The 20,520-nt window shown below is 56.9% G+C and carries 21 protein-coding genes, 1 tRNA gene and 1 riboswitch; of the genes, 3 read left to right on the top strand and 19 right to left on the bottom strand.

Annotated features, from left to right (window positions below):
* The first annotated feature begins 15 nt into the window (after positions 1 to 15).
* The 3 genes from ACWHYZ_RS06245 (at position 16) to ACWHYZ_RS06235 (ending at position 819) form a co-directional block, all read left to right on the top strand.
* Complete coding sequence (locus ACWHYZ_RS06245) at positions 16 to 294, top strand: pyruvate ferredoxin oxidoreductase (RefSeq protein ID WP_447986421.1); 279 nt, start codon at positions 16 to 18, stop codon at positions 292 to 294.
* An 87-nt stretch (positions 295 to 381) separates the two neighbouring features.
* Positions 382 to 651, top strand: a complete 270-nt coding sequence (locus tag ACWHYZ_RS06240; RefSeq protein ID WP_447986420.1) for a hypothetical protein — start codon at positions 382 to 384, stop codon at positions 649 to 651.
* Positions 652 to 743: 92 nt separating this feature from the next.
* Positions 744 to 819 (top strand) — tRNA-Asn (locus ACWHYZ_RS06235).
* Positions 820 to 952: 133 nt separating this feature from the next.
* Here the strand turns inward: ACWHYZ_RS06235 and ACWHYZ_RS06230 are convergent.
* From ACWHYZ_RS06230 to ACWHYZ_RS06140, 19 genes are all read right to left on the bottom strand, one after another.
* Positions 953 to 2,851, bottom strand: coding sequence for a polysaccharide deacetylase family protein (locus ACWHYZ_RS06230; protein ID WP_447986419.1), 1,899 nt, complete (start codon positions 2,849 to 2,851; stop codon positions 953 to 955).
* 5 nt (positions 2,852 to 2,856) lie between these two features.
* Positions 2,857 to 4,713, bottom strand: a complete 1,857-nt coding sequence (locus tag ACWHYZ_RS06225; RefSeq protein ID WP_447986418.1) for a tetratricopeptide repeat protein — start codon at positions 4,711 to 4,713, stop codon at positions 2,857 to 2,859.
* A gap of 333 nt (positions 4,714 to 5,046) precedes the next feature.
* Positions 5,047 to 5,637, bottom strand: coding sequence for a Tll0287-like domain-containing protein (locus tag ACWHYZ_RS06220; protein ID WP_447986417.1), 591 nt, complete (start codon positions 5,635 to 5,637; stop codon positions 5,047 to 5,049).
* Between the two features lie 132 nt (positions 5,638 to 5,769).
* Complete coding sequence (locus ACWHYZ_RS06215) at positions 5,770 to 6,192, bottom strand: secondary thiamine-phosphate synthase enzyme YjbQ (protein WP_447986416.1); 423 nt, start codon at positions 6,190 to 6,192, stop codon at positions 5,770 to 5,772.
* Entirely contained in the window at positions 6,189 to 7,067 is an 879-nt protein-coding gene (locus tag ACWHYZ_RS06210; RefSeq protein WP_447986415.1) for a hypothetical protein, read from the bottom strand. Before ACWHYZ_RS06210 ends, ACWHYZ_RS06215 begins: the two co-directional genes overlap by 4 nt.
* A 64-nt stretch (positions 7,068 to 7,131) precedes the next feature.
* Positions 7,132 to 7,485, bottom strand: a complete 354-nt coding sequence (locus ACWHYZ_RS06205; RefSeq protein WP_447986414.1) for a DUF488 domain-containing protein — start codon at positions 7,483 to 7,485, stop codon at positions 7,132 to 7,134.
* A complete protein-coding gene (locus ACWHYZ_RS06200) occupies positions 7,482 to 8,000 on the bottom strand; it encodes an Lcl C-terminal domain-containing protein (protein ID WP_447986413.1) in 519 nt (172 codons plus the stop codon). The genes ACWHYZ_RS06205 and ACWHYZ_RS06200 overlap by 4 nt, the downstream gene beginning before the upstream one ends.
* Positions 8,001 to 8,157: 157 nt before the next feature.
* Positions 8,158 to 8,853 (bottom strand): adenosylcobinamide amidohydrolase, encoded by a 696-nt coding sequence (locus ACWHYZ_RS06195; RefSeq protein WP_447986412.1) that lies wholly within the window; start codon positions 8,851 to 8,853, stop codon positions 8,158 to 8,160.
* Position 8,854: 1 nt separating this feature from the next.
* Positions 8,855 to 9,952: a threonine-phosphate decarboxylase CobD gene (cobD, locus tag ACWHYZ_RS06190; RefSeq protein WP_447986411.1), complete on the bottom strand. Its 1,098-nt coding sequence runs from the start codon at positions 9,950 to 9,952 to the stop codon at positions 8,855 to 8,857.
* Positions 9,937 to 10,887, bottom strand: coding sequence for an adenosylcobinamide-phosphate synthase CbiB (gene cbiB / locus ACWHYZ_RS06185; RefSeq protein ID WP_447986410.1), 951 nt, complete (start codon positions 10,885 to 10,887; stop codon positions 9,937 to 9,939). The genes cobD and cbiB overlap by 16 nt, the downstream gene beginning before the upstream one ends.
* Positions 10,884 to 11,639, bottom strand: coding sequence for an adenosylcobinamide-GDP ribazoletransferase (gene cobS, locus ACWHYZ_RS06180; protein ID WP_447986409.1), 756 nt, complete (start codon positions 11,637 to 11,639; stop codon positions 10,884 to 10,886). The genes cbiB and cobS overlap by 4 nt, the downstream gene beginning before the upstream one ends.
* A gap of 7 nt (positions 11,640 to 11,646) precedes the next feature.
* Positions 11,647 to 12,702: a nicotinate-nucleotide--dimethylbenzimidazole phosphoribosyltransferase gene (cobT, locus tag ACWHYZ_RS06175; RefSeq protein ID WP_447986408.1), complete on the bottom strand. Its 1,056-nt coding sequence runs from the start codon at positions 12,700 to 12,702 to the stop codon at positions 11,647 to 11,649.
* Positions 12,699 to 13,265, bottom strand: coding sequence for a bifunctional adenosylcobinamide kinase/adenosylcobinamide-phosphate guanylyltransferase (locus tag ACWHYZ_RS06170; protein WP_447986407.1), 567 nt, complete (start codon positions 13,263 to 13,265; stop codon positions 12,699 to 12,701). Before ACWHYZ_RS06170 ends, cobT begins: the two co-directional genes overlap by 4 nt.
* Positions 13,266 to 13,270: 5 nt before the next feature.
* Positions 13,271 to 14,812: a cobyric acid synthase gene (locus tag ACWHYZ_RS06165; protein WP_447986406.1), complete on the bottom strand. Its 1,542-nt coding sequence runs from the start codon at positions 14,810 to 14,812 to the stop codon at positions 13,271 to 13,273.
* Between the two features lie 8 nt (positions 14,813 to 14,820).
* Positions 14,821 to 15,057, bottom strand: a complete 237-nt coding sequence (locus ACWHYZ_RS06160; protein ID WP_447986405.1) for a cysteine-rich CWC family protein — start codon at positions 15,055 to 15,057, stop codon at positions 14,821 to 14,823.
* Between the two features lie 36 nt (positions 15,058 to 15,093).
* Positions 15,094 to 15,693, bottom strand: a complete 600-nt coding sequence (gene cobO / locus ACWHYZ_RS06155) for a cob(I)yrinic acid a,c-diamide adenosyltransferase (RefSeq protein ID WP_447986404.1) — start codon at positions 15,691 to 15,693, stop codon at positions 15,094 to 15,096.
* Positions 15,690 to 17,120, bottom strand: coding sequence for a cobyrinate a,c-diamide synthase (locus ACWHYZ_RS06150; protein ID WP_447986403.1), 1,431 nt, complete (start codon positions 17,118 to 17,120; stop codon positions 15,690 to 15,692). Before ACWHYZ_RS06150 ends, cobO begins: the two co-directional genes overlap by 4 nt.
* A gap of 10 nt (positions 17,121 to 17,130) precedes the next feature.
* A complete protein-coding gene (locus tag ACWHYZ_RS06145; RefSeq protein ID WP_447986402.1) occupies positions 17,131 to 19,098 on the bottom strand; it encodes a TonB-dependent receptor plug domain-containing protein in 1,968 nt (655 codons plus the stop codon).
* Between the two features lie 27 nt (positions 19,099 to 19,125).
* Positions 19,126 to 19,297, bottom strand: a riboswitch (cobalamin riboswitch).
* Between the two features lie 75 nt (positions 19,298 to 19,372).
* Complete coding sequence (locus tag ACWHYZ_RS06140) at positions 19,373 to 20,491, bottom strand: FecCD family ABC transporter permease (RefSeq protein WP_447986401.1); 1,119 nt, start codon at positions 20,489 to 20,491, stop codon at positions 19,373 to 19,375.
* Positions 20,492 to 20,520: the final 29 nt, after the last annotated feature.

Here is a 20,520-nt window from a genome sequence, read left to right as displayed (position 1 = left end):
AAGAGGAACACACGCATGTATAATATTGCGCAAGTCATCGACGAGAAGTGTGTGGCCAAGAAAGGCTGCCGTCTCTGCATCATGTATTGTCCCGAAGCCAACTGCTTAGACCTCAACGTCACGAAAATGGTGGCAGAGGTCGCGATCAATCGGTGCAAAGGTTGCGAACTGTGCGTTGTCGTGTGCAATGCGGCCAAACATATGGCCATCGAAATGCAAGCTGTGAGTGCCACCGGCACGCTCCTGTCGCACAAGGGAGAATCAGCCGGCCTTGGGCAAGCCTACCAAGGCTGATCGGCTCACACAGAGTTTAAAAAACCCCATGGGCCTGCGCCGTGGGGTTTTTTATTATGGCATCGGTGCTAAAGCAGGAGGAATGTCATGGAAAGCGAGGATAATGTCCTCCAAGAATTGCTTGGAGAAATCACGGCATTGCTGAAGAGCTATCCCGAATGTTTAGAACGGAGAGCGGCGGAAATCGGGCGAATTGGGAAGGACCCCGAGCTTGCGTCGAAGTTAGTCAAGGGCGCTGATGCCATGCGCGACAGCGGCAACATTTACCTCTCGTGGGCCCGGCACTATGCCTCGCTTTCGGACGGCACCTCGGATGCATCAAACGAAGACGATGAATCCGATGACTTCGGCGTATAACTTTTTGTGCAAGAAAGCCTTGAATCGATGAACTCCATTTAGCTACAATCTGCCGTTCAATAATCGTCTGACACCAGCTTTTCAACACGCGTTCCCCGGTAGCTCAGTTGGTAGAGCGTTCGGCTGTTAACCGAATGGTCGCAGGTTCGAGTCCTGCCCGGGGAGCCAATCCATCCGCGCGCATCAGTCCTCGACTTCTTATTTGCGCTCATCTGACTTGTGATTCGCTGACATATTGCGGCTGCAAGCTCATGCACCGGGAGGAAGTGACACTTCCGTGCACAGTTCAGCATGTCAAAGGCTAGACTGATCGATTTCTTGAAAAGCGCAGTATGATAGTGCCGTGAGCGTCATGAAGTATCACGGTCTGCCCGACCTGTTCCGCTGAGCTCATGCTAACGGCGCGTTGGCCCAGTGTCCAGCCATTCGGCACTTGCACCGTCAGGCCAGCCATGGGCTTGGGGACCTGTAATGTCAGAAGGCAGGTGTCCCCTTCTCGGGACACGTCGGCTGCTACTTCGTTCCTCGCGCTCCACCACTGGCCGAACTGCGAGACGGAGCCGAACCAGGCAAACGACTTCACCCCCTCCACAAAGTGTTTTTCGAATTCCAGTTTGTGATCAACGATATTCGGGTGAATCAATACGACAAAGGACCCGCCATAGCGGCTGATCTGGTGCGCCAGTTCAAGTGCCTCAGGCACACGTTCGCCTAGCTTCGGCAGCTCCTCGTCCTCTACCGTGACCGGGAATTCGAACATGTTGGTTTCCGCTTGGCCGGATCGGTCGTAATTCAACTGATACGGCAAATGGGTGAGCGAGTTATTGGCTGTGGCTGTCGAGCTGTAGCGATACCCTGTCGACTCCAATGCCTGCGGAAGGGAGGAAGGATTCGACAGCTCTCCCGGTCTGAACGAAACCAATGTTTGCTTGGAAAACTGTTCGAGAAGAAACTTGCTGACCCGCAGCTCTCCCAAAATCGTCCCGTTGAACGCCGTCTGCCGATCTTTCACAAAGGGAGTATAGGAAGGATACCGTTCGGAACCGGTCCCCATTGGAAACTTGTTAAATACTTTTGAATGGGCGACCGTATGGCTGCCGATCTCCATCCCTAGTGCAGCGAGCATCTTCAGATGCGTGATACCTTCCTCATTAAAAAAAATATCGTCGTTGAAGTCCCGAATATATTTCGTCTGAACAAAATAGGTGCCCACCAATCCCTGGCTCTTCTCGTACTCGGCATAGGTCACGGCATTTGCCATCGACTTCGTAAAATCGACGTCATGCGTCAACATGACCGAGAGCGATTTGCCAAAAGGCACGGTGCCGATAGTGACCGCATCCGGCTCCCCCGCTGTATAGATTGCCTTAAACAGCCGTAGCCACACATCCAGCGTAGGATCGAAACGATTATCGAAGCTGTATGTAAGTTCCTCACCGCGATTGTTGTGACCTTGTAGGAGAAGAAATCCCACATCAACCCCAATTGCATAGGCATGCCCCTCGCCGTATGGCTTATGAGTCACCGCTGCTGTGCCATCCTCATACAGCGCCACGGGCGTGGTATTCTGCGTATAGCCGTAGCTTCCTAATGCCTCCGGCTTCTTGTCACGGTTCCCCAACCGTAACGTCCATTCTCTGGGATCGGTGAATGTAGCGAGGATGGCATCCTCCTGCTTCAAGTGCACTTCGAATCGTTGCCGTGAGGCCACCGCTTCGCGAAAACCAAACACTTCGTTCAGTCCACCAAGAACCTGGGTGCCAATCAGTGTCCCGCCGCCACGCGGAAACGCCGCAAGTGCACGCAAGGCTTTTTGCGAAAGCACGCTTCCGGAAATGGTTGGATAGACGAGCACGACCTTATGAGTAAGAGCCTCGGCATAGTCCTCGGTGATGAGAAACGGGATGCCGATCGTCTTCAGACCATGCGCAAGCCCCAGCCAGGCAGACGAGCGATCGGTCAACAAAACAGCTAGCCGCGTGCGACTGCCCTGCGCGTATTGATTCCAGTCAGCGGGACGTGCCGGCGGCACGGTGCTCATATTTGGAGGACCGGTGAGACCTTGGAACACATACATCGCCTCTGCAGGAACGATCATCGGTCCGAGTGGGTCAAAATGCGGGCGGATCCAACTCAGCAGGACGGCGGCGCAGACCATGAGCGCCAAGCCGAGGATGAGCCGACCACGTAAAGTGAGCAATGCGGTTACCAATGAACAATGAGATTAATCATGCCACCGCGCCTGACATAGAGAATTCCGCGATCCTCGTAATACCCCGATGCCTCGGCCGAAAGCCGCGACGTAAGCGGGAACGTCACACCTCCTTGGATGGTCCGGCTTTGAACTCTCGTGAAGTCTTGCGTCGCCACGATGCGTTCTCCCGATGTCCCGAATGACCCGGAGGCGAAGAACTGCAGCCGGTCTTGCGGCCGCCATGTCAGTTGTGAAGCCAGGGTGATGGAGCCCGTATCCGGTACGAAATAGACTTTTTCTGTGAGCCAGATGTTGTAAGGGAAGTACACGGTCAGACTGGGAAGTAAGAGATCGATATTATCCTTCTTAAACAGGAGGTGCCGATATCCGAAGGAAAGTTCCAGCCAGGATAGGGCAGAATGGACGGCGCCGAGACCTTGGGCCACCTCACCGACGGCCGAATAGTTGGGGGCAAAATTTGGATTAGCAGTGGCTTGCGCCCCAATATAGCCCCATGCACGGCTCCATAGCGCACTATAAAATTCCGCCGATACCGGCGTGTCATGGAACCCGAAGCGGTTGAGAGCCTCTACCCTCGCTATAAGGGTCTTGTTTCCAATGGAGGTCCCCGCCTCCACCAACACATCCCGCTCATCCGGAATGCCTTTCGTGTACGAATAATGGCCATAGCCGATCTTGGCGTAATCGCGGTAAGGGAGACGGAGGCGGCCTACCTTTTCACCTACCGGTGCTCGAGGAGAGGCGACAAGTTCTTCTTTGACGGCCTTAATCTGTCGGGCCACGTCCGGATCAGCTGTCTCGGCATAGAGCGACTCGTACAGCTCGAGCGCCTTGATACGATTTCCCTGCCAGAAGGTGATGTCAGCCAAACCCTTCTTTGCCTCACGATTCTCTGGATCGTCGTGTAGCACACCCTCATAGAGTTGACGTGCTTCTTCAAAGCGCCTCTGCCACGATAGCGTCAAAGCCAGGGCGATTCGAACATCAACATCGGCGGGGTGTCGACTCAGGATATCCCGATACATGACCACGGCTTCAGCGTGGTTCCCTTCCCAAGCCAAGAGTCGCGCTAACGCGGCCCGCGCTTCGTCATCGTCCGGTCGTTGCATCAGGTAGATGCGATAGGCAGCGATCGCCTCCCCATATTGTTTGCCGGCTTCCAACTTTCGAACTTCAGCGAGACGGCGTGCTGCACCACTCTGCTCAAGCTGAACGCCGCTCGCCTCAGTCGTTGCCGCCGTGGAGGAAGGACCAGCGAGCAGTTCGGTATTGATCACGTCAATCCGCTTGCCAATTTCCGGATCATGAGCGGCCGCAAACACCTGTTTATAATACGGCAATGCCTCGCGTCCACGGCCGGTCCAGAACAGCACGTCCGCCAGACCGCTCATCGCATCCAATTGATTCACATCGTCACGGAGAACGGCCTCGAAAATCTGTTGCGCTTCATCGAAATGTTTCTGCCATGACAGCACGCGGGCTAGGGCCGTCTGGACCTCCAGATCCAGAGGATGCCGGGTAAGGATGTCCCGATACAATGAGACGGCTTGATCATAGTACCCCTGCCATCCCAACAACTTCGCTAGGCTATTTCGTGCCTCGTCATCGTCGGGTCGGACCACTAGATAGTCGCGATAGGCAGAAATGGCCTCAGGATATTCTTGTTGGGCTTCAAAAGCCCTGGCGCTCTCGAGCATCTGACGTGGAGTATGATGCCCTGTCTGGGCGTACAGAGGCGGAAGGATTGCGAGTCCACAGAGATACACCACCATGGCCAGATACAGGCCGCCTACGCCACGCCGGACACGAATGCCGTTTGTTTTAAGTAAGCGGGGAAGTCGGATCATGCTAGCTGAAATAGAAGGAACTCTTCATATGTCGAACCGGCATGCCGACTTGCTTAGAGTGAAGCGAGCACAATGCGCGGACATACCTGAATTCAGCTACTTACAAACCTGATATCACCAGTGGTCGCTTCTTTATACGAGAATCAAAGCGATGAAGAACTACGTGATGAGTCGTGTCAGTCGCTCTGCTTGAAGATAAGTATAGCTGAGGCAGGAAAAGTTGCTGGACTGCATGTAGCTATGGCGTCCTAGAAAAAATCAGTCGTATCGTCGTGAGGATGCACGACCAATACGCCCTTTGACAGACGCGGTGCCATGCTGGCCGAAAACTTCTTATAGCGGCAGCGTGATCACCATTCCACCGATGACATCATTCAGCTTGAAGTTCGTCTTAGGACTTCCCGGATGGCTATTGTGGCATCCAACGCAACCTTGAGAGATCGCCCTGTCGGCAAACACCGCTTGAAAGTATCTCACTCCACCCTTGGTAATGATGCCCGTATGAGGACGATCTCCTTGCCTGAGAACGTCCTGGAGCCCCTCTCGTTCGAAATCGTTCGCCGGTCCATTTCGTTGGTTGATGGGCCAAAGGCTAATCAGCCGAAATGAGACCCCTTTCTGATCTTCCGCCACCAATCTGGCCGATTCATTGAGAAACTGGACCGGCAATGGCAGCGTTCCCCGCTGTTCCCAGTTTTCCGATGCCACGACTATGCCGCGCATCTGCATCCGTTCCACAATCAGAGTTGTATACGTTTTCCGGTCAGCCTGAATGACGGCATGGACGTACGCCGCAACAGCCTCTGGCGGAATACCAAGTGGGATATCCGCCTGCTTGCTTTCGGCCGTCACGCTTAACTGCCCGAGCACAGCCGCGACCAGCATGCCCAGCACACTACCGTAGAGGAAGCTTTTCACGTTCATGTTGTCCTCTCCTAATTAAATCCGTTCTTCTCTTACCATAACAGAGATACGAACCGTCAGAGGCCTCTGGCGGTCTGGTTGGTGTGGCTGTAAATGGATGTCGCCGCAGGGTCGGCGGTGTCGGCGAGGAGGCTATTCGCCAAGCACTTGCACGATCAACTCACGTGTGCGGACGCGCGTATCGAAATCAACCACCACTATCTGCTGCCATGTTCCCAACAGAAGCGCTCGGTCAGTAAATGGAACGACGATCGAGGGACCTTGGAGCTGCCCCCGGAGATGGCTGTGTCCGTTGTCTTCTCCGGCATTGCGCGTGTTGTGTTGTAAGGCGGGATCCGCCGGGATCATCCGATCCCAAAATGACTTTGTGTCGGCCCGTATGCCGGGCTCGTCTTCAATGATCATGACCGATGCGGTGGTGTGCTTGATAAAGACCGTCACGATACCGGCTATGAGCCCGCTACTTTCCACGGCCTTCTGAACCTGTGAGGTGATATTTTCAACGTGGGTCTCCCCTCTCATGGCGAGGCGCATGGGAATGCTTTTTACCGTCATGCTCCTCCTCCAGGGGTCATCGCGCGGAGATACCGCTTCTCCCGCGGCGAAAGCGGTATGCCTCTTGCTTCTGTCAGAATGCGATCGAACGCGCCTTCGCTCGCGAGCGAGACGAGCGCGTCCACCACACCGTGGCTTAAGATGCCCTCCAACCTCAACTTCGTCAGATAGGTCAGTGCCTCTTCGACACTTTCACGCCGACGCGTGTAGTAATCGGCCCCTCGCCGGCGATTGCTGTATGCTTCAAACTGTTCACAGGCCACGAGCACTTCCGCCAATTGACGGACCCATGATGGCGCGCCCTTCATCTTTTCCGGATAATAATAGTAGAGCATGACGAGCTCCATCCAGGACTCCCAACGCACCGATAATCCCTTGAGAAGAGGCTTGGCGGCACGAAGGCGGCGCGAGAGCCGGCGAGCATAGCCCAATCGCATCTCGACCTGCTCGCGAGTCCAGTCATCGATGGCCACACCGGCGTCTTTCAATGCTGGCGCATAGAGTTTCCAAAACGCGGCCGTTTCCTGCCCGTACCGCGTTTCGGGATGAACTGCGCGCCATTCTCTTGGTCGCGTTGGAATGCCGTGTTGCTTGGCCCACGACCAGATCGCCCCAAACAACCGACGATCCAATCCAGCCCGGCCCAGGTCGTGAAGCAGACAGGCAATCTGATATTGCATTACCCGCTCCGGTGGATGCCCGAGCCGTCTCGCAACTGCAGCACACATCCGGGCAGTGCGCACGGCGTGCGGCCGGTCGTAGCCGCGGATCATCCTGTCAGCCTTCCGCGGATCGGGATAATCGTACAATTGCATCAGTTTCGTCACGAGCGGCCGGGGAATAATCAGAGGTGCAGGATCACGGGATGTTGTCACAGAGAATCGACGGATCGGCATGGTCATCGGAGAATAGGTGAGGGTTGGCTGAGCTGTCAAGACATCAGGCCAACTCGTCGAGTAGTTCTTTCAAGACCACGGCCTGGTTATGCTGTTCGTCAGTAGCCCCATAGACCAGTGTGATCCGCTTTCGTTTCGCGAAGCCGGCAAGCTGACGAAGTTCTTCCATCTTGTTTTTACCGCTGAGTTCCTTTCGATATCGCTTACGAAGCTCAGACCATTTTCCTGGATCGTGCTTGAACCATCGACGAAGCGCATCACTGGGGGCTAAGTCCTTGCGCCACTCTTGGATGTGCGCCGCTTCTTTTTTGATACCACGCGGCCATAATCGATCGACCAGAATTCGTATCCCGTCTCGAGGACCTGGCTCCTGATAGGCACGCTTGATCTGAATCATGGGCGCGGTGTTGCCTTTTCTGCTAACATGCACCACGCGCGCCGCGTTTGTGATTTTTGATCGGTCACCGCTTCCCCGGTGAAAAAACTGACATGCCAGGCGACCATATCATCGGTCTCTGACGGTGTCGACGACCAGAAGATCGAAGATTTATTGTTGCCAAACGGATGGCCGGACGGAAGCGCCGGATCTTTCTGTGAGGAATCAATGAGAGTTGAGAGTTCCTTGATCGATGGCAAGCGCCACCCTGTATGCCCACCCACGGTTTTGGCCTTGCAGTGTGCGATGGCTTCAGTCCAGACGCTGTAGGAGAAATCCGGTGATTGTTCCCACGTGAACCCGGTTTGCAGGTCTTTAACCACTGTGCCATCAGACGCGGCAACAAATCGCTGCGATCCTGAGGACACGGCAGGATCGCCTTGTGACGGGAACGATGCGGGAACTTCCTGAGAGAAGACAACCCATGCGAGCAGGCACATGACGCCGAATCCATACCGTTGAATGCGATTCGCCATGGTGACTCCCTTGTGAGGTACTGGTACACCGCCTTGGTCAGAACAGTGTAGCGTTGCCTGACACAAAAGACCAGAAAGATGGGGGCATCAATTACTCGAGCAGATGACTAAATCGTTGAGAAGCATAGCGGAGAGACCTCGGAGGTGGACGAACGTATTACCGTCGTAAACCTTTCTGAAGCCCGCGCAACACAAGTCGTCCAAGCATCATGCCTATCACGGTATGAGTGCCACTAAATTTGAGAGCAGGACCATCGCCGGACACGATCACGGTTGCATCCGTCCCGGTGCCCGTTGCGCCGGCGTTTCCTTTCGAACAATGCACGTTCGCACGAAAGAGGGCTGCCGTTTTGGCCTCAGTCACGACCTGAACGGCGCAGACCATCGCGGATCGGGTGAGCCGCGCATTCGTCACGACTACCATGTTGATGGTCCCCGGGTTATAGTCTTGTCCGGCACTGATTGAATCACCGGCGCGAACAGCATTAGTCACGCCCACCGTGAAAAACCCTTCTACCCACAGGCCTTCTACCTGCTCACGCAGGGCGATCAATCGCCTGATGGGCACGGCAGTCATCAGCCCCACACAATCGTGTGTGACCCCAACCTTCCTCGCTATTGAACCTAAATAGCGGGCTGGGTCCCCCCACTCACACATGGGTGCCGGAGGATCGGACCGTATAGGATTGGCATCGACCTGATGGTTGATGACGTACCGGGCTCGAACGAACCCTCCCCCGCGTGGCGCGGACGAGAGAATGCGGCGCCGTTCTCGAAGATCAATCACGAGAGACTGCTGTATGATCGAAAAGCGGGTCGTGAATTGAGACCACGCACGGCGGGCCGTCCCCATGTCAGGTTTCATAGATTAGCCGAAGGGCTGCAAGTAATGCATCATTGTTACGTGCGGTATTGATTGACACGCGGATGGTCCATTGGTTGAGCCCCGGCACATCTGAACAATCGCGGACAAGGATCCGGCTCTGCCGAAGTGTCTCCACCACCGTGGACGCAGCAAGCACCTGAGGCAGTTCCAGCAAGAGGAAATTCGCCGACGACGAAAAGACATGAATGCCAGGCAGCGACATCAGGGCTCGGCTGAAGCGCTCCCGTTCTTCCTTCATAAAGGCCAAACTCTTCCGCCGATGCCCCCGATCCGTGAGCGCTGCCAGTGCCGCTCTTTGCGCCAAGGCATTAACGGACCAAGGTGGTTGATGCGCTTGCACTTGCTGGATCACATGAGGATGACTCACGAGATATCCAATCCGCAGGCCTGGCAACCCGTAGAATTTCGTGAAGCTGCGGAGCACCAGCAGCCGAGGGTGCTGAGCAATTTCACGCGAGAGGGACTCTTCTTCACAAAATTCGATGAACGTCTCGTCCAACACAATCCAACAGCCGTGCTTGGCCGCGCATTGCACGACCTGAAGCACCTCATGCCGGCTCAGTGCCTGAGCGGTCGGGCTGTTGGGATTGCACAGGAACACGGCATCCACGGCTGCGCGGCGATCATCAAGGCCGTCTATAATTTTTTGGATAGATGGCTGGTACTGGTCCTTTCGTTCTGCGTGCACATACGAGCACTGCCCTCCCCATTGATTCATCGCCCGGGCGTATTCCGAAAAGGCCGGCCCAACGATGAGGGCTCGTTTAAGCGACAGCGCTATCGGAAGGAGATAGATGAGCTCTGATGAGCCATTCCCAATAAGAAAGCACGACGGATCGATGCCGAAGTGTTTTGCCAAAGCTCGACGGAGATCATGCGCCACGGGATCAGGATAGTGACGCACCATCCAGAACCCTTGCCGAAGAGCACGAATGGCTCGAAGGGATGGCCCAAGCGGATTGATACTGGCGCTGAAGTCGAGGATGTCCTGAGGCTGACACACACGTTCCCGAGCTGCCAGATAAATATTTCCACCGTGCATATGCATGATCAGAACAAAAGACACACGGCAACACCTGCCCCGAGGAACGAGGTGAGCCACATGATGGATACGGCTTCACGAATGCGAGATGAGGTCAGCGGTTGCTCAGCCATTCCCAACACCTGACGCGGCATGGGTGTGCCGCCGTAGTAGTTCACCCCGCCTAACTGTACTTGAAGTGCCCCGGCCATCGCCGCTTCCGGTCGGCCGCTATTGGGGCTTGGGTGCTTCCAGGCATCTCGACGGAACACCGTCCAGGCATACCGCATGCGAGCCACACTTCCAAACCGGAAAGCGACTGCCGCGATGAGCAGCCACGCCGAAAGACGAGCCGGAATCCAGTTGGCGAGGTCGTCCAGCCGCGCCGAAGCCCAGCCGAAGTATCGATAGGGCGCGTCAAGGTGTCCGACCATAGAGTCCAATGTATTGACGGCCTTATACGCGAGGGCCAAGGGAGGACCGCCGATAACGAGATAGAAGAGGGGCGCGATCACGCCATCCGACGTACTCTCTGCGATCGTCTCAATAGTGGCGCGGACAATCTCCGGTTCAGAAAGACCGGCCGTATCGCGACCGACAATGTGAGCCACTGCGCGACGGGCCTCGTCGAGGGAGGGCTCGTCAAGGGCACGAGCCACGGCGACCGCGTGATCGCTCAGATCACGGATTGCCAATGCGGTAGAAGCCAGCAATACTCCTGCGATTTGCCCGATGATCACATGAGTCGCCATCGAAAACTCAAGAAGGCAATAGCTCGCTGCATACCAGAAAGCCGGCAACCCCACGGCGAGCACGACCCCGGCCCCAACTTCGGCCATCCGGCGAGAGACCAGGCGCCGCATGCCGCGCTCGTACCATGCGATCATTCGTCCCATGAGGCGCACCGGATGAGGAAGCCACTGGGGGTCTCCGCACGACACATCGAGCACGACGGCCGCAATCAACATTCCAGCCGTCATAAGAAACTCAAACCTACCGGCGCCAGTAATAAGAACCCGAGTTCTGCACACTCATTGATGAGGCCCAGCATATCGCCGGTGATCCCGCTACACAGGCGACGCGCGACCATCACCACTGCACGAGCGGTCGCTGCCGCCACAATCATGAGAGCCATCCCTCTAATTGGACCCACCGCGAGCATGAGGGGAGCGGACAGCAACAGCGTCGCCACGAGGACATCGCGGCCGGTGAGATATCGCAGAAACGGCTGACCTAGCCCCCCTTCCGGTCTGGCATACGGCACATGGAATGCCCCGATCACCATGGCCCATCGACCGATCGCCGGCAGGCAAGTCAACATGGAAAGACGACCGGCATCCGGCAAGGCGGTCAGTCCCACATACCGCAGCCCCAACGCCAGTATGAGACCGGTGGCGCCAAACGTGCCGATTCTGGAGTCACGCATGATCATTAACCGTTGCTCCGGGGAACGACCACCAAGCCATCCATCGAGCGTATCGGCCAGGCCGTCCTGGTGCAGTCCACGCGTGAGCACCACGAGCAGCACGATGAGCAACGCATCCGTCACCTGGCGGGAAAACACCGGTGAGAGTGCGATGGCGGCGGCGGCGAGGATGCCGCCAAGCGCCAGACCGACTAAGGGAAACCAGGCCATGGAACGCGCCCACTCGTATGAGTCGGGGGCACGAGTCTGACGGATGAATGGAACCGCCGTGAGAAAGTGCCATGCGATGACTAACGAGCGAGCCATGATAGACTTAGGTCCCCCGCTCGGACACGCCCGCTTCATCGAAGGTGGCCATCTGCGTCAAGATTTTGATGGCAGCCTGTACCAGCCCGATACCAAGACAGGCGCCCGTTCCTTCTCCGAGGCGAAGGCTCAGGTCGAAGAGCGGCATGAGTCCGATTTGCTTCAAGATCGCGCCGTGTCCACGTTCCAGCGATTGATGGGAGGCAATCAGATAGTGGCGACAGTGCGGCTGCAACTTCACCGCAATGAGGGCCGCTGCGCCGGCGATAAATCCGTCGAGCACCACCGGAATCCGACGCGCTGCACCGCCTAGGATGACTCCGGCGAGCCCGGCAATTTCCAACCCGCCGACCTTTGCCAGTACATCGATGGGATCGTCTGGATTGGGATGGTGTCTTGCGATCGCCTGCTCGATCACCTCAACTTTGCGCTGAAAGCCTTGATCGTCGATGCCGGTGCCCCGCCCGGTCACCTGTACAACCGATTCCCCTGTGAAGACGGCTGTAATGGCTGCACTGGGAGTCGTGTTCCCGATCCCCATTTCTCCGGTTCCTAACAGGCCAATCCCCTCATCCGCAAGTTGAGACGCCAACACCACGCCCACTTCCAGCGCTTCCATTGCCTGCTCTCTGGACATGGCTGGCTCACGCAAGAAGTTCCGGGTTCCCCGCGCTACCTTCTTGGCGATCAATCTTGGCAACATCCCAAAGTCGTGGTCCACGCCAATATCCACCACCCGAACGTCTGCGCCGACATGCGAGGCGAGCACATTAATCCCCGCGCCGCCTCTGAGGAAGTTCAGCACCATTTGGGCCGTGACTTCTCGAGGATAAGCGCTCACGCCCTCATCCGTTACACCATGGTCGGCCGCAAAGGTCAGGACGGCGGCCGATGGAACTTTCGGCTGTTCTTCACCCGTGATACCGACGTATCGAACGGCCAACTCCTCCAAGCGCCCCAAGCTGTCTTTGGGTTTAGTCAGATGATCCAGTCGCGCCTGCGTTCGTTTCATACAGGCCTGATTGACAGGGCGAATATTGCGAATGGTTTCTGCCAGTGTCATTGCCCAGCCCTCACATGTGCTGTCCCGAATGGTTTGATTTGAATCGGCATCCCGCTCACGATGAAGTACACCTCATCGGCTTCACCTGCGCAAAGCTGGTTCGTCTTTCCAGCGACATCTCGAAATCCTCGCACGGACGCATCAAGCGGAACCAGGCCTAAACCCAATTCGTTTGTGACCACGACGACTCGCGCCGCTGATGCACGGATGGCGCCTAAGAGCGCACGCACCAATTCCGGGATCTGTTCGTCCAGCACGCCATGGGCTCGTAGGTTACTGAGCCAGAGTGTGAGGCAGTCCAAGACGATGATTCGGTAGGACCGGCCGTTGGCTAGGAACCACTGTTCAAGCTCAACCGGCACCTCGGCGGTCTCCCAGTCTAGCCCTCGTTCGTATTGATGACGTCTGATCCGTTCGGTCATTTCTTCATCGAGCGGCTGACCAGTCGCGATGAAGGCTCTCGGCGTGCCGACGCCCGCAAGCGTGAGCGCCATCGCGCTTTTCCCGGATGACGCACCTCCAACCACGAGGATCAATCGCCCTGTTTGGCCTTCGACATCCATATCGTCTACACTCCCTGCTCAATAATCCTCTCAATGGCAACTAGATCTAGATGGTTCTCGACGAAATCCGCGAGCGTGTCCAGGCGGCGATCAAGTGAGAGCTCCTCCGTGAGGGGAAGCGGTGCCCATCCCCTTCGTTGGCGAAGTTGATTCAGAAAGACGCGGCGAAAGTCCGGCGCATCAAACACGCCATGCACGTACGTGCCGATGACCCCACCATGATGTGACACCGCACCGTCCTTTCTAGACGCCGTCTCGCCCTTCGTTCTAATTTCGAGGAAAGGACTCATATCACGGCCGATGACGGTCTGCCCCATGTGGACTTCGTACCCTTCGACACTGCAGCCGGTCTGTACATGAATGCCGCAGACCTGCCGTGTGCGCTTCTCCCGCTCAAACGTCGTCACGACATCGAGCAAGCCGAGCCCTTTCAGCGCCGGTTGGGTCGATTCCACCCGATCAGGATCTAAGATGAGTCGGCCTAGAAGCTGAAATCCTCCACACAGCCCCATTACGGTTCCTCCGTCGTCGACGACCCGTTTCACAAGATGATCGATGCCTCGATCTCTGACGAAATGGAGCGCCTCTGCCGTATGTTTCGTCCCAGGAATGATGAGTGCATCCAGTGGATGTGTGCTCGCATCGACGACTCGAATGAGATGGACATCCGGTGTCCGTGCCAAGGCTTCGAGATCCGTCGAGTTCGAGAGGTGTGGCAGGTCGACCACGCCAATGGCGAGCCGCTCCGGAGCGCCATCCTCATCGCACCCAGTCGCCCTGACTCCTCCGGGACGGAGTCTTTTCCCATCACCAAACAAGGCAGGCGATCCAACCGAGTCTTCTTCGGGTACGTACATATCGTTCCAATACGGCACGATACCAAGGCACCGAACCGTGAGGCGGGCTTCGACGTCCGTAATGCCCCGTGTCAGTAACGAGGGATCGCCACGGAATTTATTGATGATGAAACCTTTCACATAGGGCCGTTCCTCTTTTCGAAGCAGCAGATGTGTGCCAACCAGTGCGGCAAAGACGCCGCCGCGCTCAATATCTGCAGTGAGCAACACAGGGGCATGGGCGACCTGTGCCATACGCATGTTGACGATGTCCTGCTCATGCAGATTGATCTCCGCCGGGCTGCCGGCGCCTTCCAGGATCACGAGATCAAATTCAGCGGACAATCGCGCAAACGCCTCACAGACGGTGGCAAAGTGCTCGCGCCGAAGACGCCCAAAGGAGGAGGGCGTCAGCGAGCCCGCAACTTCTCCGTGCACGACCAATTGCGCCTGACAATCCCCTGAGGGCTTAATGAGGATCGGATTGAAATCCGTCCGGGGGGTAAGACGACAGGCGGCAGCCTGCACGGCTTGCGCGCGCCCGATCTCCTTGCCATCTGGTGTCACGAACGAATTGTTGGACATATTCTGAGCCTTGAACGGCGCCACCCTGAGCCCTCGCCGTTGAAAGACCCGGCACAAGGCCGACGTGAGCACCGATTTCCCTACGTGCGATGCGGTTCCCTGAATCATCAACGTACGCGCAGCCATGGATTCCTTCAGCGTTTAGGCTCCGGCTGGTCCCTCCCGCCGCTCTCATTTAAGCGGATATCGGTGATCGCCTGTGAACCCTTGTATGCGACCTGCGGCAGACAGTGGGGGCACAGGCAGTCCAGAAACTGCATGGCAATTCCCTCGCGCTGCGAATGGGTCAGCGGCACCTGCATACACCAACACCCGGGACCCCCACACTGGAACGTCAGCCCGCAGCGCTCACATGTTTTATCGATACCCATATCTCCCTCACTCAATTCCCTTATCCCTTGCGCGGCTCAAAATTCTACGCCGGGCTGAGCTTTAATTCCCTTTCGAAAGGGGTGCTTGATCTGCTTCGTCTCCGTCACAAGATCGGCCCGTTCAATCAGATCGGCCGGCGCGCCTCGTCCGGTGATGACGACGTGTTGCATCGGGGGCCGAGCATCGAGAACGGGCAAGACAGTGGACCACTGCACATAACCGTGATGGAGGACGATGTTGAACTCGTCGAGAATCACCATCGCATATGCGGGATCACGCAGAAAGCCGCACGCGGTTTCCCAGGCTTGTTGTGCGAACCGTGTATCGCGATCTCGATCCTGGGTCTCCCAGGTATACCCCTCGCCCATGCGGAGAAACGTGACTTGCTCGCCGAAGCGCTTCAATACCCGTTCTTCTGCCGTATCGATCGCCCCCTTGATGAACTGTACGACGGCCACTTTCATACCATGTCCAAGACAGCGCCACACCATGCCGAGCGCCGCTGTCGTCTTTCCTTTGCCGGCGCCTGTATAGACCATCACCAGGCCTCTTTCCTCCTGCGCAGCTTCGATCCGGCGATCCACCGATGTCTTCAGTCGCTCCATGCGGGCTTTGTGCTCGGCACTCTCTGTCATCGCGCTCCTCCTTGGTTCTCGTGTCTCCGCGAAGCGGCGTTGCGTGCGGAGCTGATAAGCGCACGCGGGACCTCTGGCTGGCTGCCAAAGTGGAGATGGGTATAGAGCGCGAGCGTATTGCCTGTCATCAGACCATCTTGTCCTCGAAGCTCACCTTTCGCATCGGTCAGTCTGCACGCATAGTGAAGAGGTCCGATCGGTCTCAATGAAGAATAATGAAACTCGTGCCCTCGTGCTGTGAGGCCTACCGCCCCTAACATACATGACCGCGTCAGCTCCAACTCTCGATATCCAAGCGTCAGACCGGGACGCTTCATCGCCGTCTCGGCTGGAAAGACACCGACCATGTCGTGCGATCGCCCTTCAAAGTCGCGGATAGCCTGTGTCAAATACATCAGTCCGCCGCATTCGGCGTAGATCGGCCCCCCACGCTCTGAAAACGTGCGGATCGCCTGTCGCATGGCGGCATTGGCGGCCAGTGCCTCCCCGTAGAGTTCGGGATAGCCGCCTCCCAGATAGAGCAGATCAACTGCGGGAAGAGCCTGATCTCTGAGCGGAGAAAACGTGACCAGTTCCGCCCCTTCCGCTTCAAGCAAATCAAGATTGTCTCGATAATAAAAACAGAAGGCCGGATCGTAGGCGAGCCCGACGCGGATTGTCTGTCCTCGATGAGGTCCAGGCGTTCGAAGCGGCGGCGAGAAGAGCCCTCTACAAGATCGAGCCAGTGCTTCGATCCGATCCAGATCAACGGTCTGCATCGCGGCCCGGGCGAGCCGCTGGTAGAGGTCCGTTGAACCGTGTTCTATCGCCGTCGTCAGGCCAAGATGCCGGTCAGGAATCGTTGCGGTCGCATCAGGCCGCAGGTATCCAACGACGGCAAGATCTGTTTCGGCTTCTACCGCATCCTTGAGCAGCGCATAGTGTCCTTCGCCGCTGATCCGATTGAACAGCACAGCCCGCACGTTCAGCTTGGAGTCAAAACGCGCAAATCCACTTGCCATGGCCGCGGCAGAGCGTGCCATTGCGCTCCCATCGACGACCAGCAACACGGGGGCGTCCAACTGCTTCGCCAATGCGGCGGTGCTGCCCGTGTCTTCGGTTGCCGAGCTTCCATCGAATAATCCCATCATGCCTTCGATAACGGAGAGATCCGCGTCAGCCGCTGCGCGGACGAAAACGTCGCGATTCAGCGATGCCCCCAGCATCCAACCGTCCAGATTGCGCGATGGCCGCGCCGTCACTGCGCTGTGATGGCCTGCGTCAATGAAGTCTGGACCGGCCTTAAACGGTTGCACGCGGCGACCGCGCGTGGTCAATGCCGTCAGGATGGCCAGCGTCGCTGTCGTTTTTCCGACTCCACTATGTGTGCCGGCGATGACCAGTCGAGGAAAAGGCTTCGGTGTGTCGACCGTGTTCGTCACGTTCATTGCATTGGCCTCACAACGTGGCTTTCATGCCGGCATAAATCGATCGTCCCGCCGTGCCCGCATTCAATATCTCTTCATACTTTTCGTCAAAGAGGTTCTCTGCCCGGGTATAGAGCTGAATCCGTTTTGTCACATCGTAACTCGCCGCAAGCGTCCAGACATCGAAGGCCTTCTGGCTCTGACGATTCTGGATGTCGTTGAAGCGAGAACCCACATAACGAGCGGCGAGCGTCACCACCAGTGCATCGATCGGCTGATAGTTCAGCAGCGCACTCCACTGATCGACCGGCCATCGCGGCAAGCGTAGTGCATTGCTGAGGTCGCGCGTGAGGGTATTGGTGTATTGGCCCTGGATCTCTAGGTTTTTAATGAACGGCCGATCACGAATCAGCGACACCGTCGCGCCGGCCTCCCATCCTTTTGTGACGGCCGAGCCAATATTCAATGGGCATTGTAAAAAGGTGCTGAACGGCGCACAAGTTGGATCGTTCAGGCTATTGACGATGAGATCGCGGTATCGATTCCAGAAATAGCCCAGGCTGAGACGAACACGGTCCCCAAACAGCCCTTGGTCGATCCCGACATCCATCGATTGACTTTTTTCCGGTCCTAAGTTTGGATTGCCGAAATTCGGAAAGAATAACTGATTGATGGCCGGCGCGCGAAAGCCCGTCGCATAGCTGGATCGGAGCTTGGTATTCGTTTCACGATGTATATAGCCACCCGTCAGCCGGTAGGTCGTCGCGTCTCCGAAGATATTGTAACTATCTTGTCGTATGCCGCCCGTCGCAAAGACCCGGTCGAACAGATTGAGCTGCGCCTGAGCAAATCCCGCATTGGACCGAACGATCTTGCTCGAGAGGCCGGTGTCATTCTCGCCCTGTTGTTCGCGGAATTGATAGCCGGCGGTCAGGAGCAACGGCTTTCCAACCTGGACGTTTTCCTGCACCTCAATCCGATTGGAGAGGGTGCGTGTCTGATTCGCGCCTCCAAAGGGCTGACTGAACACTCCAGTGGTTAGGTTCCTTTGCAACGTGCCCGGAAGAAACAACGAGTGGTCTTCATCGCGCGCGAGCGTCACTTTTTGAGACCACCAGTTCGTAATCCGCTGGTCATAGGTGCCGGTATAGATGAACTCCTGCTCCCTGGTTTGCGACCCAAAGACATCGCGAGGCGGATTCGACACGTTGTCCAGATTGACATGACCTTCCAGCCAGCGAAAGGCCAATTCCAACCGCCCATCGTGGGGAATGGCAATCCCGACCTTCGAGGACCCTTGCCAGTTCCGGAACGCGTCACGTTCAGCCGCACCCAGCCGGTAATCGGCGGCGGAAAACCCGGTGAAGTCCCAGCGGGACAGTGACAAGGAGAAGTCAACCGGGCCTTTTTGCCCGGCCACGTTGCCGCCTTCGCGAATGGACAGAAACGATCCGTACTCAAAGAAGGCGCTCACTTGCGGAATGCCCATACCTCGCTTGCTGATAATATTGACCACCCCGCCCATGGCATCCGATCCCCACAGCATGCTCTGAGCGCCCCTGAGAATTTCGATTCGCTCGATGTTGTCCGTGGTGAGATTGCCGAAATTGTAATACCCCTGCGTGGCACTGTTGACGATGGCTCCGTCAATGAGGACGAGCGTCTGCGTATTGCTGCCGCCACGGATGCGCACACTCGTATCCGTGCCCGGACCTCCGTTTGAGAACACCGTCAATCCTTGGCTTAATCGCAACGCATCGGCGACGGTCTTGAATTTCTGCCGTTCGATGGCTTCCTGTGTGATCACTTCCACCGCACTGGTCACCTGGCTTATGGGAGTGGGGGTCTTCGTCGCCGTCACCACCACCTGTGGAGCTTCGAGGATATCCTCTGTCTGCTCACCGTTCTCTGAAAACGCATTGGGAACACCCGCTGCAAGAAAGATAATCAGTACACCGACCCATCCGAATACGGACGAGTCCTGTCGGCTCCGGTCCATGCTCTACCTCCCCTATGCTCGAAGGGCTGAGTAGAATGTCCATCAGTTGGGTCTCCTGACTCGCGGATCGCCGCGCTTCCGGGCCTTCCCATGTGCGCTGGCACACAGTGGCAGATTGCGGAAGCACTCCTCGCTTACAGTGGCGGCACCGTGATGGCTTTACACCATCTTCCCCGACGCTGATGGGCTTCTCTCTGCTATGTTCGTCCTAAACTTTTTCGTACCCCCTATGATGAACGAGTGGACCGGGTACGGGTCCAGCTCACTCCAACGGTCACGACCACATCCCTTTTTTCCTCATGAGCAGATAGATAAAGAAGGGGCCTCCGGTAAGCGCGGTGATGATGCCCACGGGAATCTCCGTCGGCGATAAGAGCGTGCGTGCGGCTGTATCGGCAAGAAGTAGAAACATGCCGCCGACCAAGGCCGAGGCTGGAAACAGGAGCCGATGGTCCGCTCCCAACACCAGACGTACGGCATGAGGAACGACCATGCCGATGAAGCCGATCATGCCGCTCACAGACACGACCGCACCGGTCACCATGGCCGACGTCACAAACATAAGTTTCTTGACTCGCTCGGTCTCGACACCCAGCGAGCGCGCCGACTCGTCCCCCAGCGTCATGAGATTCAGCGTGGTGGCTTGGCTATAAAGAATGAGCAACCCGATCAGCACATAGACCAAGAGAATCGTCAGTCCCGACGAGACGTGCGTCGAAAGCGTCCCCATGAGCCACGCCATCATCCCAAAGGAGCGGTTCGGTTCCATGATGGACGTAATAAACATAATGAGAGCCGTGAAAATCGCATTGAGGATGACTCCTGCCAGGAGCAAACTGTGGACGGGAAGACGACCCCCCGAGGAGCCGATTCGATAGACCACGATGAGCGAGATCAACCCGCCCGCAAATCCACAGAGCGGCAACGCTGTCAATGCCAGAAAGGAGGTGCCGATGCCGAACAACATCGCTAAAGAGGCGCCGAGCGCCGATCCGGAAGAAATGCCCAGGACATAAGGGTCCGCAAGCGGATTACGCAAGAGCGCTTGGAGCACGGCACCGACGGATGCGAGGCTGGCCCCAACGATGATGCTCAACAGCACGCGGGGCAATCGAACATGGAACAGAATTGTCCCCGTGGTCCCTATCGACTCGCGACTCACGTCCCCACTCTGGATCGCGTGGCCAAGTAACGACAGTATTGTGATGGGATCGATATACTGGCTTCCGACTTGAAGACAAAGGACGACAAGAAGAGCCAAGGCGATCGAGAGACTGACAACAATGTAGAGGCCTCGTTGTCCACGACCGACCATGGCGTCACTGGTAGTACTCAAGCCAATGGACGCCCCATGAACGGAACCAGGGTTCCCTGCCGTAACGCGCTCAGACACTTCTGGCTCCGCAAGGGTCTTCATGCGGC

The organism is Nitrospira sp. Nam74 (assembly GCF_965152615.1).
The sequence above is the reverse complement of the archived record's forward strand: the minus strand, read 5'-3'. Positions and strand labels throughout refer to the sequence as shown.

Coding starts and splice junctions, on each gene's coding strand:
- ACWHYZ_RS06245 (WP_447986421.1), top strand. CDS start 16: ATGTATAATATTGCGCAAGTCATCGACGAGAAGTGTGTGGCCAAGAAA.
- ACWHYZ_RS06240 (WP_447986420.1), top strand. CDS start 382: ATGGAAAGCGAGGATAATGTCCTCCAAGAATTGCTTGGAGAAATCACG.
- ACWHYZ_RS06225 (WP_447986418.1), bottom strand. CDS start 4,713: ATGATCCGACTTCCCCGCTTACTTAAAACAAACGGCATTCGTGTCCGG.
- ACWHYZ_RS06220 (WP_447986417.1), bottom strand. CDS start 5,637: ATGAACGTGAAAAGCTTCCTCTACGGTAGTGTGCTGGGCATGCTGGTC.
- ACWHYZ_RS06215 (WP_447986416.1), bottom strand. CDS start 6,192: ATGACGGTAAAAAGCATTCCCATGCGCCTCGCCATGAGAGGGGAGACC.
- ACWHYZ_RS06205 (WP_447986414.1), bottom strand. CDS start 7,485: ATGATTCAGATCAAGCGTGCCTATCAGGAGCCAGGTCCTCGAGACGGG.
- ACWHYZ_RS06200 (WP_447986413.1), bottom strand. CDS start 8,000: ATGGCGAATCGCATTCAACGGTATGGATTCGGCGTCATGTGCCTGCTC.
- ACWHYZ_RS06195 (WP_447986412.1), bottom strand. CDS start 8,853: ATGGGGACGGCCCGCCGTGCGTGGTCTCAATTCACGACCCGCTTTTCG.
- cbiB (WP_447986410.1), bottom strand. CDS start 10,887: ATGACGGCTGGAATGTTGATTGCGGCCGTCGTGCTCGATGTGTCGTGC.
- cobS (WP_447986409.1), bottom strand. CDS start 11,639: ATGGCTCGCTCGTTAGTCATCGCATGGCACTTTCTCACGGCGGTTCCA.
- cobT (WP_447986408.1), bottom strand. CDS start 12,702: ATGACACTGGCAGAAACCATTCGCAATATTCGCCCTGTCAATCAGGCC.
- ACWHYZ_RS06170 (WP_447986407.1), bottom strand. CDS start 13,265: ATGGATGTCGAAGGCCAAACAGGGCGATTGATCCTCGTGGTTGGAGGT.
- ACWHYZ_RS06165 (WP_447986406.1), bottom strand. CDS start 14,812: ATGGCTGCGCGTACGTTGATGATTCAGGGAACCGCATCGCACGTAGGG.
- ACWHYZ_RS06160 (WP_447986405.1), bottom strand. CDS start 15,057: ATGGGTATCGATAAAACATGTGAGCGCTGCGGGCTGACGTTCCAGTGT.
- cobO (WP_447986404.1), bottom strand. CDS start 15,693: ATGACAGAGAGTGCCGAGCACAAAGCCCGCATGGAGCGACTGAAGACA.
- ACWHYZ_RS06150 (WP_447986403.1), bottom strand. CDS start 17,120: ATGAACGTGACGAACACGGTCGACACACCGAAGCCTTTTCCTCGACTG.
- ACWHYZ_RS06145 (WP_447986402.1), bottom strand. CDS start 19,098: ATGGACCGGAGCCGACAGGACTCGTCCGTATTCGGATGGGTCGGTGTA.